This is a genomic window from Kosakonia sp. Marseille-Q7440 (genome assembly GCF_965119485.1).
On record NZ_CBCPLT010000003.1, the window covers coordinates 19,641 to 33,770 of the forward strand.

Here is a 14,130-nt window from a genome sequence, read left to right on the forward strand (position 1 = left end):
GTCAGCAGGATTTACCTAGCTTTTCGTTTGTTTCGTTTGTTGCGTTTTTCGTTTATTTCGTATAACCTCAGTTATAACAGTTGTCGTCATATCAAAAACCGAAACCGTAAAGCCGAACAGTAGAACCTAAACCGTAAAGTCAAACCGTAGAACTGAAACCGTAAAGCTGAACCGTAAACCGAAACTGTAAAACCTAAACCTAATCAATTGGAATACTAAACAATGACAAACTCAATTCTTGATAGCCTTAGCCTTCCGGCTAAAGGGGAGATTGAGGCAGCTGTACGTGGACAAAGGGAGCTTGCCGCCTACCTCTCCACAAAAATGGAAACACAGAAAATTTCGATTCAGGATGCAGATAACGTAACTCATCAAATCGAATTACCGACGTCTTCACTGACGTTGCTTATGTCGATTTTGGGTGAACTAGCACTTGGTAATGCGGTGCAAGTGGTTCCTGTGCATGCTGAATTGACCACGCAGGAAGCCGCCAATATTCTGAATGTTTCACGCCCTCATATGGTGAAACTGCTCGAAGATGGGAAGCTTCCTTTTCATAAAACAGGTCGCCATCGCCGCGTGCTTTTCGCCGATTTGATGAAGTACAAAGGTCAGCGAGATAGCGATAGCAATAAAGCTATGCAGGAGTTGGCAGATCTAAGCCAAGAGCTTGGACTTTACTAATGAACCACACGCCTTATCCCGTAGTTTTAGATGCTTGCGTACTGTACCCGTCATTTCTACGGGATTTACTGATTCGATTGGGGCTGACCGGGTTGTACCAACCAAAATGGTCAGCTAGTATCGAAAATGAGTGGCAACGTAACCTTTTAGCAAACAGAACGGATCTAATTGAAGATCAAATTAAACGCACTGCCACGCTAATGAATAAAGCCTTTCCTGATGCGATGGTCACCGGCTTTGAGCCTCTGATTAATAGCATTGATTTACCTGATGTAGATGATCGGCATGTTGCCGCAGCCGCTGTCCGTAGCAATGCTGAAATCATTGTGACGTTGAATCTTAAAGATTTTCCGGCACCTGCTCTAGATGCCTTTGGTATCGAAGCGTTGCATCCCGACGATTTTGTTATGGATTTATTCGATTTAAATAGTGCACTTGTGCTTTCGGCCGTAACTACGCAGCGCAGTAGTTTAAGAAAACCGCCCGTGTCGGTTGATGAATATCTAGAAGCGCTGCTAAAGCAAGGTATGGCGCAAACCGTAAAAGAATTAAGCAAATACCGCATATTGATTTAGCACACTAAGTAGCCGATAAAGCTACTGGCTATAGCTCCAGCTCGAAAAAATTCGGGCCGAAATATTGGCAGCACTCATTCAAGCGGCCATAGATGGCAAGGTACTCCAGGGCATCGCCTAAGCTGATTGGACGGTCGAACTCAAACCAGAAACAATCCCAATCAAGGTGGGGTCGTTTGGTTATAGAGAATGTTAGCTCGCAGGGAAAAATCTGAAAATATCTGTAGGTTATGTGGTGACCTTAATCGCAGGGATATGATGAATGTGTACTGAATGCACACCGTACAACGTATTCATTCATGGACGCACTTTATGGACACCACTGAAGAGTTAAACGGGACGTATTTTTACGCGGGCAGATCAAACCTGACGGCCAGCGGGCTTTTATTCATGATTTTTTGTGAGCAGTTCGCCGAGCAGCTGGACGTGGATGACTTCGGGGCAATAGTGGCTGTGCTCAGTGGAAGGCGCAACATTACCACGCGAACAAAACCGGCTGACGCGCTTGAAGGGACCTCCCGGGCCTCGAAAGCCGCCCGTAAAGTGTTTGGAAACAGGAAATTCCCGCTAGGTATAAAACTGCCCACCCTTGTCGGTCTCCCCCCGTTCACGCTCAGACTGCACATGACCCGTAAAATAGGCACCTTTGTCGGACGCGCCATTCCTGTGGTTGGCTGGATAATTCTGGCCAGGGATGTGTCAGAGATTATGTTTAATACCATTACGGTTTATAACGCGATAGCGCGCGGGGATGACAAGTTATGGTAGATACCACCGAGCAGCGGATTTATGAATTAATAAAGCCTTGGTGCGGCCGGAGCTGGCTGACACGCCGGGCACCTGAGCTTACTGGCGAAACCTCCCTCAACATAACACTGAAAATGGATCCGGAAGACACCGCCGAGCTACTGGTGACGCTGTTCAGTGAATTCGGCCTGAATCCTGATGATGTCGATCTCAGTGTTTATTATCCCCGCCGGCGCGGACAGGAAATCCCTTTAACCATCGACATGCTGGTCTCTTCAGTCAGATCCGGGAAATGGCTCTATAAGTGACAGGCACATTCAGGCGGAAATCAGGCTAAAGATAATACCTTTGCTCATTACGCCGGAGCGCCCGGCGAGGCCGGCAACGTAACGGGGTGCAGTCTGGATATCGAAAATTATTGTACGTTAAGGAGCTTTTTTGACCTTGCTACTTTAGCTGGCCTCACCAACTAAACTTACCGGAAGCCGGTATCCGGTTGATTTAATGATAACATTATTTAATTATATCGTTTTCATTGCTGCATCTGCCACAGTAATGAAAAAAATGAGTTTACCTTTCACCTGATATGGAACTGTATTAAATGAAAAACATAACTATCTTAAGCACTCTACTTATTTCTCTTGGGCTATCTGGCTGCGGAATGGTTGATAATGCTGTTCGGGGTGATGAAAGCCTTAAGGAAAAAGCTGCATTTGCTCTGGGCACAACTTCAGATAAAATAACGATAAGTAACCGGAAAGCCGATATAGACTCAGTTAAATTCAATGCAACTACAAAGGGTAAAGTATACCAGTGCTATTATACCTCCGCTGGTATAAGTAGCGATGCATTGTGCTCTCCTACAGACGGTTCTGGTTTACCGGCTGGCTCTCAATGTAATGCCTTACTTAAAGCCGCCGGTAAATGTTAATTTAATTTTTGTAACCGGAGCGCGAGCAGTGCGCAGCGCGACCTGGAATGTGCCGCTTGCGGCACATGTAGGCGGAAATCGGGCTGAAGAAGACTCCGTTCCTGCATCCGCCGGAACGCCCGGCGAAGCCGGCAACGTAATAGCCTGTGGCTATCAACCCCTCCATCCCTGCTAAGCCATAACCCGCTAAAAGCGATACAGAACGTCCTGTGCGCGGTCGGAGTGGTCACGTCGAGGCTTTGCCGAAGACGGGGCGTATCTCCGCGTTAGCGTCCCGTCAGGGCGCTTACGAGCGTGTCACTCCATACTTACTGCGACACTACGTGCAGCAGCTTAGTCTCTTAGTTACATCATCCCTTTTAAAAGCGGCACTGTTCCGGGCCTCCGGCCCGGGGCGGCGCGGCTTTTCAGGGGCTGAATGGCCGCATTGTGGTCGGGTTGTTGCGCTGACGGGACCCGCCGCGTGCGGTGGGGGGAAGCTCATTTCTGAGCGGCGCAGCCGTGAGGCTGCTGCAAGCGAAGGCCTCTGTGACTTTCCCCGTTATCCACCGTTTTTATCCAGTGAATAAGGTGCATCTTTTATGAATATAAGTAAGGACGAAGTCCTGAATATATTGCGCGTTTCCTGAGAGGGTTTGCAGGAAAGGCCTTTATCCTGTTTGCGAAAATCTGTGGATAAAAGAAAGTGATGGCCATAACTCGCCCTTTCGGGGCATGCCGGCAACGGGAAAGGCCTGAGTGTTGTGTAATATTTAACCGGATATTTGTGACAGACGTGCGGAAGCCTCCGCAGCAAAGCGGAGGTTTAAAAACGGCGGGCTAGTGAGGGGGCGATGTTCCCGGCGGCTCCAGGCTGACCAGCTCCAGCTGATACAGCTGCGACCAGACCAGTTTCTCGAACTGCTGATGCGTCATATGGCCGGTCCGGCCTTTCATGCTGCGCATCAGGTCCTCGGACACCTGGCGCTTGCGCTCGTCAAAGGGCAGCGCCGCGAGTTTTTTGCGCTGCTTGCCCTCGAGGGCGCGCGTTCTGCGCGACAGGATGGTCTGGTGCCGGCAGCGCTCGTACCAGCGACGGCGTGCGGCTTTCAGGCTCAGGGTTTCGCCTGGTGCCAGCTGGCCGTCCTGAATGGCGGCCCGGCGTGCTTCCTGTTCGGCCCGGAGTTTGTCCATATCCACACCGGTGAGGCGCCAGCCGGCTTCGGTGATGATGATGTGTTTCGGGAACCGGCAGTTATTGATGACATCCCACTCAGACTCCGGCTCCTCGATGACACCGAACGGCACCAGAGCGGTGATGAGGCGTGAAACACGAGAGACGGTGACCGCCTCCTCAGGAATAATGTTGCCCTGTTCATCCCTGGGACTCAGCTCTTCCGCCAGCTTTGTGGTATTGATGGTCACGATGTCGGTGGCCAGATCGACCTTATTCAAAAACAGGATGAACAGAGCATCAAACAGGTTCCGGCGCTCAGGATAAAATGCCCGCTTGCGGTCGGTCTGCGGTCGCAGGAAGGTGAAGAGGGGATCGGCAGAGACCCGGCGTCGTATCACCCATTCCCCGGTTGTTTTGTCCCGGGCGATCAGGTTGCGCAGGGCCCGGCCATGCTCTTTGCTGAGGGCTTTGTAGTGTGCCGGGCGGACATACTGTGGTGCCGGGCATTTACAGGCCGTGGAATGGGTACCACGGTGGCGACGATCGTCGCGTGGTTTCAGATTGTCATTCACGCCGGCCTTTTCTTATGGCGGCCGGGTGTTGTTTTATGTGATGCATGCGTTATAATCCTTCACAGGCGCTGCGCCTGCTTTTGGACCCCCTGATATCTGTAGATTCCGCCAAGTTTCTAGACAGATTTCGGGGGGTTTTTGCATTCAGGCTCCGGCAAACCTGCCGTTACCTGCTCCCGGGCGTCTTTCGGACACGCCCCATCCATGATTCCTTGCGCTTTCCGCCCGCTCGCATGTACAGACGAAAAGCATGAATTAATCCTTTCTCCCTTAACCTTCCGTCCCACCACAAGACATCAGATCAGGTCAGCACGCTGATTTGAGATAGGTTCATAATTCAGAGTTGTAGCAATGAAAACACCTCACCACAGGGTTTCATTCCCGAGGGAAGTCTATCCAATTGACGTCAAGTTTTCCAGTACATCGAACCCCTGGTCGCTCAGGCCCCATGAAAATAACAGCATGTTACCTCAGCGGCTGTCCGAAGAGGCGGTGTAGCACATCCTGCACGTGCCCCAGTACAAGGCCGGCAACATAATAGCCTGTAGGGGTGTTGCCCCTCTCATCCCATCAAAGCCATAACCTGCTAACAATAATACAGAATCTTCTATTGCATGTTTTTATTACTCATCCTCGGCCTAACAACCACTGAAACAAAATTGTATAAATTTACACATGCCATTAAATATAAATACGCCTCACGATGAAGTTAATGGATGAAACTATTTATTTAATTACATGATTAGTTGGGCAAAACTCTCAGGATTTTTAGAGATTAAAAGTTTTATAGTTCACGCACTACTCCTGAGAGTGTTAAATCATGAAAAAAGAAATCGCTAAACTTCTGCTTGGAATGACTCTGCTGGCTACTTTCACGGCAAGGGCAAATGATACTTTGTCGCTGAATTATAGTTACGGTAATCTTCCTGATAAAAAAGGAATGCCAGGCCTGACAGTTCAATATATGCACGTACCTGACTCATTGGGTTTTACTACTTCTGCCACATTTCTCAGAAAAACCTACGATGAAAACATTGTCTCCAAATATGCGTCTTTACTGGCCGGGCCGGTATATAAATTGAATTCTACGCTGTATATTTTTGGTATGGCGGGGATTTCTGCATCCTCTAAAATGAAGGATAGTCAGGCCAATGAGTTATATGGCCCTGCAATAAGCGCAGGTGTGGGGATATCATTGAGCGATAAATTAGGGATTAATGTTGGATATCAAACCTCCCACAATGATGGTGGCTCACTGAATGTATTCTACGGCGGCCTTGGCTATAGCTTTTAAAAGGGGTATGTACCTTACAACAGAGGCGCAGGCTAATATTTTTCCCAGTAAGGCTTCCTCTTCATTAGCCGGTATGGACTAACGGGGCGGTACAGATGAATTCAGATTCAGAAGTGATTTAAGGCTGCCGTTATTAAATTATGCTATCAGGAAAGTTTAATGAAAACTAAATACAGTAAGCCATTCGTCCGCATTTTTGTTGTTTCCGATAACGCATACTTATTTATAGGGATTCAGTCTTTAATTGAGGATATCACATTCTTTAAAAACTGCATATGTACTGTAGTTCAAACAGGTAATTTACCTTACTTGGTCGCATCGTCTAAATCAGAGTCGTATGATATAGTTATCTCAGATAACATCTCTCACAAGTATACAATCACCCAAAAATTGATGAAGAATACACTAGTATTGCCTTCTTACTATGATTTGAATACATATATACATTGCTTTAATAATATGAGGGATATAACTGAAGATTATAAAGACAATTCTCTCAAAAAATTATCTGTTCGTGAAACGATTCTCTATACTCTTTTTGCTGCCGGCATAGATGATGACGGCATATCAGTAATTCTGCAAATATCCAAGAAAACAATCAGCTCACATAGAGCAAATATATTAGGAAAACTGAAACTCAAGAACAGGAATGAACTTTATATTCATGCTCTTTCTTCAAATGGAGTTGAAGCATGAGTTTAATCATTTCTCTTATATCAGTTTTCTTATTAATTACGTTTATAATAATATGTTTAATCATGAATTATAGAAGAAATTTCAGGAATGATATAGGCACAAACAAGAAACCCTGGTGGATCTTGATGTTTCTTCCGCCATCAAGATAGTTAATACCGCCGGGGAAGTTCTTTCATGGAAAGTAACCGGCCTCTGTTGATATGTATATACCCTCCCTCAATAAGATCTTTTAAAATTTTGTTTAATGAGCTCCTGGAGATTTGACTCCTGCTTAAAATAAATTTAAATATAGATATTTGCATTCTCTCATCTTCAGGATATTGCCATAACAACTCTAAATTGTTCTTAATAATACTATAAACATCTTTTGAATTGAACTTTTCATCCCGAATAAAAAAATATCTTGCATAGTCTGCTGCTATGAGAAAAATATTTTTCCAAAGATTATGTGCTTCAATAGTTTCTGAGAAATAGCTTTCCTCAATAGCTATTAGTTTTACATTTGTTGCTGTTACAAAATGATGATAAATATCATTTTCACCTAATGAAAACAAACCAATCATCGCAGGCGCAGTCATGCAAAAGATCAACACATTATCAACTTTTCTGTGAACATTAATCCTGCCCTCGACGAGGCAGTATACGATTTTTTTACTTTTTTCGTACAGTGGTATTTGATGCTCAGAAGTGGCGTAGACAATGTAACTCCTGTCGGAGAATTCCAGGTGTGTACGAATTATATCTATCAGGGATGGATTGCTTTGTACTTTCATAGCGCCAGGAAAGAGAGTGTTATTTTTTGTGATAATATGTTTTTTATCGATAAAATCAAGTACATGATTGATGAGATCATTGTGTATTTTTGCACTTGCAAATCATGACTATAGACTCACATAGTCAAAAACTAAAGAACACATTTTGTTACTTAATCAATGTGATTTCTAAACTGTTTATACAGCACATATAAAGTGAGAGGCAAGTTTTTGCTGCATTCTGTATTATAAACAATCACCCCATTCCAATCGTTCATAAAGAGTACATTCAAAACAGGCCATTGCTTTTACCGGGTTTTACCAGTGCTCAAGTATTTCATGGTCGAAGACACACGGAGATGATCTTAAGGGGGGCTATAATGCATCAAAAATTCGATAACAGAATTCATAATAGTTCTGAATGGATTGATATCACTCGGTTCAGTAATTACTAAGCCGACACCAAACATAATCGTATTAAAATATAGAGCAATTAAGGTTTTTTTGTACAAACATTTACTGAAACAGCCAGATACTCCGTAACTACCAAAATTAGCAGGTAACTGGTTGCAACACATATAGGATCACCCTATAACTAGCCACCATTTACTTCTCCGTATACCGAAGGTATAGGTCTATTATCATGTAATTTCAGGAAAGTTCACCCTTGGCCTGTCTTCGATATAATCCATCACAGCTTGCACGGTTTTTGTTACAGGTTTCTCTCATGGCGCATAACCTGCCTGTTTCTGATTTTTTAATGTGCGAGACAGTTTTGTAGGTGAGAACCCAATGTACTAACCTCTATATGCAAATAGTATGGGAAACGTCCGTATAAGATTCTACTTATTAAAATGTACCTTTGAAAAAGTAGAGATGTGCTGATACGCTTGCGCAGACCATCCGGTACCAGATTTCACGCAGAGCACCGGAGACTTTTCGCCGGCGGTCGCCGGATTTTTACTGACGGAGTTCGGAGCACGATGCCAGGCACACCTGACGAAGACGACTTTCTTCCTTACTCTGCCCCGGTGCATTCCGGCGGCGAAGACACCCTGCTGCCGTCCCGGCAGGGTGACACTGTCACCCCCGTCAATCCGGCCCGGGCCTACATCCTTTCGCTGAATTCGTCCCGCAGCCGGCAGACCATGGCCTCGTTCCTGAACACGGTGGCCCGCATCCTCGGCGCCCGCGAACTGGCCGACTGCAACTGGGCGGCGCTGCGCCGGCACCATGTGCTGGCCCTCACCGGAATGCTGCGGGACTCGGGGCTGGCGGTGGCCACCATCAACACCTATCTCTCAGCCCTGCGCGGGGTGGCCCTCGAGGCCTGGATGCTGAAGCTGATGAGCGTCGAGGATTACCAGCACATCCGCGCCGTGCGTTCGGTGCGCGGCAGCGCACTGCCGCGGGGGCGTGCCCTGAGCCGGGAGGAAATCCGTCAGTTGTTCGGTACCTGTGAGGCAGACCGGAGCAGTAAGGGCGTGCGCGATGCGGCCCTGCTGGGCGTCATCCTCGGCTGCGGCCTGCGTCGCTCTGAAGCCGTGGCCCTGAGTTACGCGGATATCCTGGCGGCCGACCGCGCCCTGAAAGTGCTCGGCAAGGGGAACAAAGAGCGGCTGGCATACGTGCCGGCCGGGGCATGGCAGCGGCTGGAGCTCTGGGTGGACCAGGTCCGGGGCGAGGCTCACGGACCGCTGTTCACCCGCATCCGCCGGCACGACTGTCTGACCGAAGAGCGGCTCACTGACCAGGCGGTGTACCATATCCTGCAGGTACGCCAGCGTGAGGCCGGACTTGACAGATGTGCCCCGCACGATCTGCGGCGCACCTTTGCCACGGCGCTGCTGGATAACGGGGAGGATCTGATTACGGTGAAGGATGCGATGGGCCACGCCAGTGTGACCACCACCCAGAAGTATGACCGGCGGGGTGAGCAGAAACTGCGGAAAGCGCGGGACCGGCTGGACATCGACTGGTAGGAAATTTCCCGGGGTCTGGTAGTCGCTGTGGCCCGGTACAGCATGTACACTGATTATTCTGCTTATCTTTTTACAGTAATGAACAAGGAGTGAGTTATGGATCTGAGAAAAGCTCTGGAAGAGATTTCAGGGAAAAGAGCGAAGGTCACTTCAGCGGAATATCACCAGATGCGGGCTTTTTTTTCCAGGCTCCTGAAACTGCATGCCGGCGGGGAAATCTCTCTGGAAAGTGCAGTGGATGATCTTGTGTATATCGCTGAGGCGCTCGAGGTCGGCGATACAGCCACTCTCAGGAATACCATTTTTGCCCCCGAGGACATCATTTCCCGTTCCGAAAATCATCCTTCAGGGCGCCTGCAGCATGAGGAAAACTGGCCCAGCAAGACCGGGAACCCCTCCGGGGGAAGAAGAACCAACGCTGTTCCGGACCGGAAACAGAAAGCAGCTAACTGACTGAATATTCTGAAAATATCATTGAAACTGATACGCTGGCGTCTGTTCAGCCCCCGGAACCTGTCGGAAACGGCACTAGGAAATGTTGTTCTGGTGCCATGTCAGAACAGTGATAACCAGGTCCACACCCTGTGTCACAGTCCATATAAGATTTTATCTTCTTCAAAAATATACCCGACGACTGTGAGTGGCTTACGTAAAGGACGCCCCTCCGGGGAACCGTGCCGCTCATCCCTTCTGGCTTCATCAGAAAGTTGTACAATTCTCAGATGACCACTATCAAGCAGAGTGTGCAAGCCCTGTGCCTGTGACTGCACATTTCCTGCCCCAGTTGCGCAGCACATCCTCCCGGAATGCTCGCTGAGCTGATCGTACTTTTTGCGCGGGTGAATGTCTGAACTACCGGCGCCACGCGCCTGCTGAAGGGGGTATTATTTTAGAGACGAGAAATATTGCGTCGGTGATTTACCCAGGGCTTTTCTGAACATCGTAATAAACGCGCTGACCGAATCATATCCCAGCGTTCCGGCTACGCGCTGCACTGACTGACCTTCCGCCAGATGGCTCAGGGCAATCATCAAATGCAGTTGCTGACGCCAGCGGCCATAGCTCATACCTGTAGCATTTTTTATCAGCCTGGCCAGAGATCGTTCACTGGTGGCCAGATGCCTGGCCCACTGCTTTAACGTTCGCCGGTCACCAGGTTCTTTAAAAAGTATCTCAGCCATATTCCGTATTTTAGGATGGTCGGATACAGGCAGGTGAAGCGCCTCTACCGGCACATCCGGAATGTGTTCCAGCAATACCGCAGCCAGCCTTGCGGTTTTACTGTCTGAAGAATAAGCATGTTCCTGCTCTGCCAGAAACAGTACAAGCTCACGGACCAGAGGAGGTATTGCCAGGGTACAACAAATTTCAGGCATCGCTGCCGCGCCGGGTTCAATAAAAAGGAAGCAGGTGTCCGCATTCTGCGTGATCCGGCAGCTGTGGGGGATTTCACCCGGAACCCAGACAGCATGCCCCGGCGGAACAATCCATAACGCATCCTGAATCTCACAGCTCACCGCCCCCCGCAAAGAGAGAATAAGCTGTCCCTTACGATGAGTGTGTGGACTCCGTCCGGCATACTCGCCAGACGATGCTACATGCAGGGCGATAGCAGCCTGACTGAATGCATCGGCATTAAACTCTTCCGGTGAGGTCACGGGTTTCTTATGTGCTGGCATGATTTAGTTATATGTTGTCAGGTTAGCTATATTCTGTAACTCATGCGCCCTTTAAAGTCTTTCTTTTTTTCAGAGAAAGCAAAATTCATGTCCCACACTACAAATAATTGGTCTTCAGTCATACTTGTGACCGGTATCGTTTTTATTGCCATTAACCTGCGTGTTCCTTTTACCTCTGTCGCCCCCGTTCTGGAGTCCATTCGCGAAGATTTTGGGCTAAGTATCACTGCCGTTGGGTTCCTTAACTCGCTGCCTCTGCTGGCCTTTGCCGCTTTTTCTCCCCTGAGCGCGTCCATCTCCCGAAAGTATGGTCTGGAACGCACCCTGTTTGGTGCACTGGCCGTGATTTCCGCAGGCATCCTGCTTCGTTCCGCAGGCAGCTTGTCAGCGCTTTATGGTGGAACAATCATGATAGGTATCGGGATTGCCCTGGGCAATGTCCTGCTGCCCGGCCTTATCAAACGTGACTTTTCCGGCAACGTGGCTTCCGTGACGGGAGCGTATTCCATCACCATGGGCGCCGCTGGTGCCATTGGCTCTGTCATTGTCATTCCTCTTGCGGAGCGCTGGGGCTGGAATATCGCGTTAGCCATGCTGGCTATTGCATCACTGACTGCGCTGCTTTTATGGTTACCCCAGCTAAGAAAGAAGCATCAGCTGCCAGTATCTGGTGAGAAAAAAGCGGTGGCTGTTGCGGTCTGGCGCTCGCCCCTGGCATGGCAGGTCACCTTGTTTATGGGTCTCAATGCGATGCCGTTTTATGTTGCGGTGGGCTGGCTGCCAGCCATTCTTACAGACAATGGGCTCTCCTCAGCTCAGGCCGGAGGAGTACATGGCATTCTACAACTCACCACCGCCATTCCCGGCCTGATTCTGGCAGCCGCACTGCGTCGTCTCAACGATCAGAAATTAGCCGCCGCTGGCGTCAGTCTGTTAACCGCGGTGTCCTTTATCGGCGTCCTGTATTTGCCGAATCTGGCGATGCTGTGGGCAGCCCTTCTCGGCTTTGGCTCGGGTGCCAGCATGATGCTCGGCCTCACTTTCATCGGGCTGCGTACTAAAAACGCCGGTGATGCTTCCGCACTGTCAGGCATGGCGCAAAGTGTCGGTTATCTGATGGCGGCCATGGGGCCGCTATTGCTGGGCAAAGTACAGGAGTTGTCCGGAGGCTGGACGGTACCATTACTGATGACCGCATTGATCGCAGTCGCAGGGGCCTGCACCGGGATGGCTGCCGGACGAAATGTGCAACTGGAACCTGCGCAGCAGCCGGGCTGAGTTCACAGACACTGCAAGAGAGAGATCGATTTTTTAGTTACAAATACTATTAGCTGTCGTTCTGAATAATTTTATTGCTGTTGGAACCGTGTTCTAGCCGCCAAACAGCGGGCTTTACGCTGCGTGGGACGCTTAAGGTGAGGGTAACCTTCGGTGACCGCTCCGGGACCTAGGGAGGATTTGCGAAGAAAAATTCAGGGTATATCAGAAAAGGTGCTGTCACAGAATCTTAAGGAAATTGAAAGCAGGAACCTTGTTACGCGCACTGTCTTTCGCGAAGTACCGTCCAAAGTCGAATATGCACTCACGGAAATGGGAACGTCACTCAGGCAGGCAGCGAATGAACTCAACCGGTGGTAGAACAAAACTGCCACTTTCTGATTAAAGACACTGATACTTCCCTGTGAAATGCCATTGTTCATTTATGAGTTCTGCGGGCTAACAGGAGCATATAAGAAGGCAGACTGCAGGCGCCGAAAAGCGACTTCCCTTGCTAGGTCAGAGGGGATATGGCCTGCTGGCCATGAGGGAACAGCAAGGCATTTTAACAACAAGTCCCAGCAGTTTGTTGTATCAGTACAAAAAGCACTCGCGTATCAGTCTTTGCCCGGACCATGGTCAAACCGGGTTCCTTTGCCGATGGCATAAAACTGTCCCCCGGCGACATAATGTATGGTTCGTAATTCGTCAGGTGCTTCATCAAATATCCAGTGTCCATTGCGAAAAACCCGATCGTCACTCCACGCGCCGGCAATTTCTCCCATAAACAGATTATGTTCCAACTCATACGCCGCGTTGGGTATTACCCTACATACAAGCCAGCCAGCACAGCCCTCTACCAGCGGGACATCAAACTCATTCAGGTAGAACGTCGGTATTTTATGATTCTTGTCAGGCTTGTCACGGTAGCTGTGCTCACCTGCGTACAAAAGGGTTTCCATCTGGCTGACTACGGGGATCTGTACGGCAAAAAGACCACTTTCTTCCACTAACCCTCGGGTATAAGCCTGCGGACCGATATACGCCATGACTTTATTGATTCCCGCCAGGCTAACCCAGGCCGCGGCCATCACATTCGCTTTGTCATTAAATTTGGCGGAAATCATCGTGGTGGGGCCCACCTGCAACAATCGATAAGCTTTCTTCAGTTCAACTGGCTGTAAAGACACAGGATTTATCCTCCCCATAAATGAAAAATGCGCCGTTACTGATAACGGCACATTTGATGGCGTTTTAATAAACTGATGGTCGTCTGAAGATAATCAGACTAATACCGTTTTGTATCGTCCGACCTGATCCGCGATTTCTTCGTCGGTTATCGTCGCGCTTCCACCTGTAATGAACGGCTTGATGTAGTTCATACCCAGATACCCGGAGATGGTTTCAAAAGACAGCAGGTACTCGCCTACCGTATGTCCGGCTGCGCCATCAGGCTGATAGGCAGACTCCGCACCACCAAGCGAAACTGCCAGCAGGAGTTGCTTGTCGCGCAGCGCCTGTGTTTCTCCACCATGTGACCAGCCGTAGGTCAGTACATCGTCAAGCCACTGTTTGAGAAGTGGAGGCGTGCTGTACCACTGCATAGGGAACTGCAGCACGATACGATCCGTATTCTCCAGGACAGCCTGTTCAGCGGCCACGTCGATTTTGCCATCCGGATACAGGTCATACAGATAACGCACTTCAACGCCGGTCAGTGATTCTGCACCTTTTGCCAGGGCTGAGTTTACCCGTGACTGATTAATGTTGGGGTGGGTAACAAATATAGTTGTTTTCATTTCAAT

Annotated in this window: 16 protein-coding genes; 11 read left to right on the top strand and 5 right to left on the bottom strand. The window is 48.9% G+C overall.

The annotated features are described in order from the left end of the window. The first annotated feature begins 222 nt into the window (after positions 1-222). The 5 genes from ACWPW2_RS21425 to ACWPW2_RS21445 all read left to right on the top strand — a co-directional run bounded on the left by ACWPW2_RS21425 (position 223) and on the right by ACWPW2_RS21445 (position 2,937). Entirely contained in the window at positions 223-684 is a 462-nt protein-coding gene (locus tag ACWPW2_RS21425; protein ID WP_454125335.1) for a helix-turn-helix domain-containing protein, read from the top strand. Further along, a complete protein-coding gene (locus ACWPW2_RS21430) occupies positions 684-1,259 on the top strand; it encodes a PIN domain-containing protein (RefSeq protein ID WP_454125337.1) in 576 nt (191 codons plus the stop codon). The genes ACWPW2_RS21425 and ACWPW2_RS21430 overlap by 1 nt, the downstream gene beginning before the upstream one ends. Before the next feature lie 312 nt (positions 1,260-1,571). Next, positions 1,572-2,027, top strand: a complete 456-nt coding sequence (locus ACWPW2_RS21435) for an STM2901 family protein (RefSeq protein ID WP_289745987.1) — start codon at positions 1,572-1,574, stop codon at positions 2,025-2,027. Further along, positions 2,021-2,314, top strand: a complete 294-nt coding sequence (locus ACWPW2_RS21440) for a DUF1493 family protein (RefSeq protein WP_367165729.1) — start codon at positions 2,021-2,023, stop codon at positions 2,312-2,314. Before ACWPW2_RS21435 ends, ACWPW2_RS21440 begins: the two co-directional genes overlap by 7 nt. A 293-nt stretch (positions 2,315-2,607) precedes the next feature. After that, complete coding sequence (locus tag ACWPW2_RS21445; protein ID WP_076770359.1) at positions 2,608-2,937, top strand: hypothetical protein; 330 nt, start codon at positions 2,608-2,610, stop codon at positions 2,935-2,937. A gap of 819 nt (positions 2,938-3,756) precedes the next feature. Here ACWPW2_RS21445 and repA read toward each other — a convergent pair. Beyond that, entirely contained in the window at positions 3,757-4,665 is a 909-nt protein-coding gene (gene repA, locus ACWPW2_RS21450; RefSeq protein ID WP_289745982.1) for a plasmid replication initiator RepA, read from the bottom strand. 820 nt (positions 4,666-5,485) lie between these two features. Between repA and ACWPW2_RS21455 the strand changes: the two genes are divergently transcribed. Together ACWPW2_RS21455 and ACWPW2_RS21460 are read left to right on the top strand one after the other, a co-directional pair. Further along, a complete protein-coding gene (locus ACWPW2_RS21455; RefSeq protein ID WP_454125341.1) occupies positions 5,486-5,959 on the top strand; it encodes an outer membrane beta-barrel protein in 474 nt (157 codons plus the stop codon). Positions 5,960-6,118: 159 nt separating this feature from the next. Then, the gene (locus tag ACWPW2_RS21460) at positions 6,119-6,655 is read left to right on the top strand and encodes a response regulator transcription factor (protein WP_139967025.1); all 537 of its coding nucleotides are present in this window, start codon (positions 6,119-6,121) and stop codon (positions 6,653-6,655) included. Between the two features lie 149 nt (positions 6,656-6,804). Here the strand turns inward: ACWPW2_RS21460 and ACWPW2_RS21465 are convergent, their stop codons facing one another. Then, the gene (locus tag ACWPW2_RS21465) at positions 6,805-7,233 is read right to left on the bottom strand and encodes a helix-turn-helix domain-containing protein (protein WP_326903123.1); all 429 of its coding nucleotides are present in this window, start codon (positions 7,231-7,233) and stop codon (positions 6,805-6,807) included. Positions 7,234-8,390: 1,157 nt separating this feature from the next. On the opposite strand from ACWPW2_RS21465, the gene ACWPW2_RS21470 reads away from it, so the two are divergent. Together ACWPW2_RS21470 and ACWPW2_RS21475 are read left to right on the top strand one after the other, a co-directional pair. Continuing rightward, entirely contained in the window at positions 8,391-9,389 is a 999-nt protein-coding gene (locus ACWPW2_RS21470; protein WP_454125344.1) for a tyrosine-type recombinase/integrase, read from the top strand. A gap of 96 nt (positions 9,390-9,485) precedes the next feature. Next, positions 9,486-9,842: a hypothetical protein gene (locus ACWPW2_RS21475; protein ID WP_454125346.1), complete on the top strand. Its 357-nt coding sequence runs from the start codon at positions 9,486-9,488 to the stop codon at positions 9,840-9,842. A 431-nt stretch (positions 9,843-10,273) separates the two neighbouring features. On the opposite strand, the gene ACWPW2_RS21480 is transcribed toward ACWPW2_RS21475, so the two are convergent. Continuing rightward, on the bottom strand, positions 10,274-11,068 hold the full coding sequence (locus ACWPW2_RS21480; protein ID WP_289745971.1) for an AraC family transcriptional regulator: 795 nt from the start codon (positions 11,066-11,068) through the stop codon (positions 10,274-10,276). Positions 11,069-11,155: 87 nt separating this feature from the next. Between ACWPW2_RS21480 and ACWPW2_RS21485 the strand changes: the two genes are divergently transcribed. Together ACWPW2_RS21485 and ACWPW2_RS21490 are read left to right on the top strand one after the other, a co-directional pair. Continuing rightward, on the top strand, positions 11,156-12,346 hold the full coding sequence (locus tag ACWPW2_RS21485; protein WP_454125348.1) for an MFS transporter: 1,191 nt from the start codon (positions 11,156-11,158) through the stop codon (positions 12,344-12,346). A 213-nt stretch (positions 12,347-12,559) separates the two neighbouring features. Next, on the top strand, positions 12,560-12,706 hold the full coding sequence (locus ACWPW2_RS21490; protein ID WP_326903148.1) for a winged helix-turn-helix transcriptional regulator: 147 nt from the start codon (positions 12,560-12,562) through the stop codon (positions 12,704-12,706). Between the two features lie 236 nt (positions 12,707-12,942). On the opposite strand, the gene ACWPW2_RS21495 is transcribed toward ACWPW2_RS21490, so the two are convergent. Beyond that, entirely contained in the window at positions 12,943-13,515 is a 573-nt protein-coding gene (locus ACWPW2_RS21495) for a flavin reductase family protein (protein ID WP_326903126.1), read from the bottom strand. 93 nt (positions 13,516-13,608) lie between these two features. After that, positions 13,609-14,124 carry an NAD(P)H-dependent oxidoreductase gene (locus ACWPW2_RS21500; RefSeq protein WP_326903127.1) on the bottom strand — a complete coding sequence of 172 codons (516 nt, stop codon included), beginning with the start codon at positions 14,122-14,124 and terminating at the stop codon, positions 13,609-13,611. Between the last annotated feature and the right edge of the window lie 6 nt (positions 14,125-14,130).

What these genes read in the sequence shown, in the direction of transcription:
- ACWPW2_RS21440 (WP_367165729.1), top strand. Translation starts at nt 2,021, where the DNA reads ATGGTAGATACCACCGAGCAGCGGATTTATGAATTAATAAAGCCTTGG.
- ACWPW2_RS21465 (WP_326903123.1), bottom strand. Translation starts at nt 7,233, where the DNA reads ATGACTGCGCCTGCGATGATTGGTTTGTTTTCATTAGGTGAAAATGAT.
- ACWPW2_RS21460 (WP_139967025.1), top strand. Translation starts at nt 6,119, where the DNA reads ATGAAAACTAAATACAGTAAGCCATTCGTCCGCATTTTTGTTGTTTCC.
- ACWPW2_RS21435 (WP_289745987.1), top strand. Translation starts at nt 1,572, where the DNA reads ATGGACACCACTGAAGAGTTAAACGGGACGTATTTTTACGCGGGCAGA.
- ACWPW2_RS21455 (WP_454125341.1), top strand. Translation starts at nt 5,486, where the DNA reads ATGAAAAAAGAAATCGCTAAACTTCTGCTTGGAATGACTCTGCTGGCT.
- ACWPW2_RS21480 (WP_289745971.1), bottom strand. Translation starts at nt 11,068, where the DNA reads ATGCCAGCACATAAGAAACCCGTGACCTCACCGGAAGAGTTTAATGCC.
- ACWPW2_RS21425 (WP_454125335.1), top strand. Translation starts at nt 223, where the DNA reads ATGACAAACTCAATTCTTGATAGCCTTAGCCTTCCGGCTAAAGGGGAG.
- ACWPW2_RS21475 (WP_454125346.1), top strand. Translation starts at nt 9,486, where the DNA reads ATGGATCTGAGAAAAGCTCTGGAAGAGATTTCAGGGAAAAGAGCGAAG.
- ACWPW2_RS21500 (WP_326903127.1), bottom strand. Translation starts at nt 14,124, where the DNA reads ATGAAAACAACTATATTTGTTACCCACCCCAACATTAATCAGTCACGG.
- ACWPW2_RS21445 (WP_076770359.1), top strand. Translation starts at nt 2,608, where the DNA reads ATGAAAAACATAACTATCTTAAGCACTCTACTTATTTCTCTTGGGCTA.
- ACWPW2_RS21485 (WP_454125348.1), top strand. Translation starts at nt 11,156, where the DNA reads ATGTCCCACACTACAAATAATTGGTCTTCAGTCATACTTGTGACCGGT.
- ACWPW2_RS21430 (WP_454125337.1), top strand. Translation starts at nt 684, where the DNA reads ATGAACCACACGCCTTATCCCGTAGTTTTAGATGCTTGCGTACTGTAC.
- ACWPW2_RS21470 (WP_454125344.1), top strand. Translation starts at nt 8,391, where the DNA reads ATGCCAGGCACACCTGACGAAGACGACTTTCTTCCTTACTCTGCCCCG.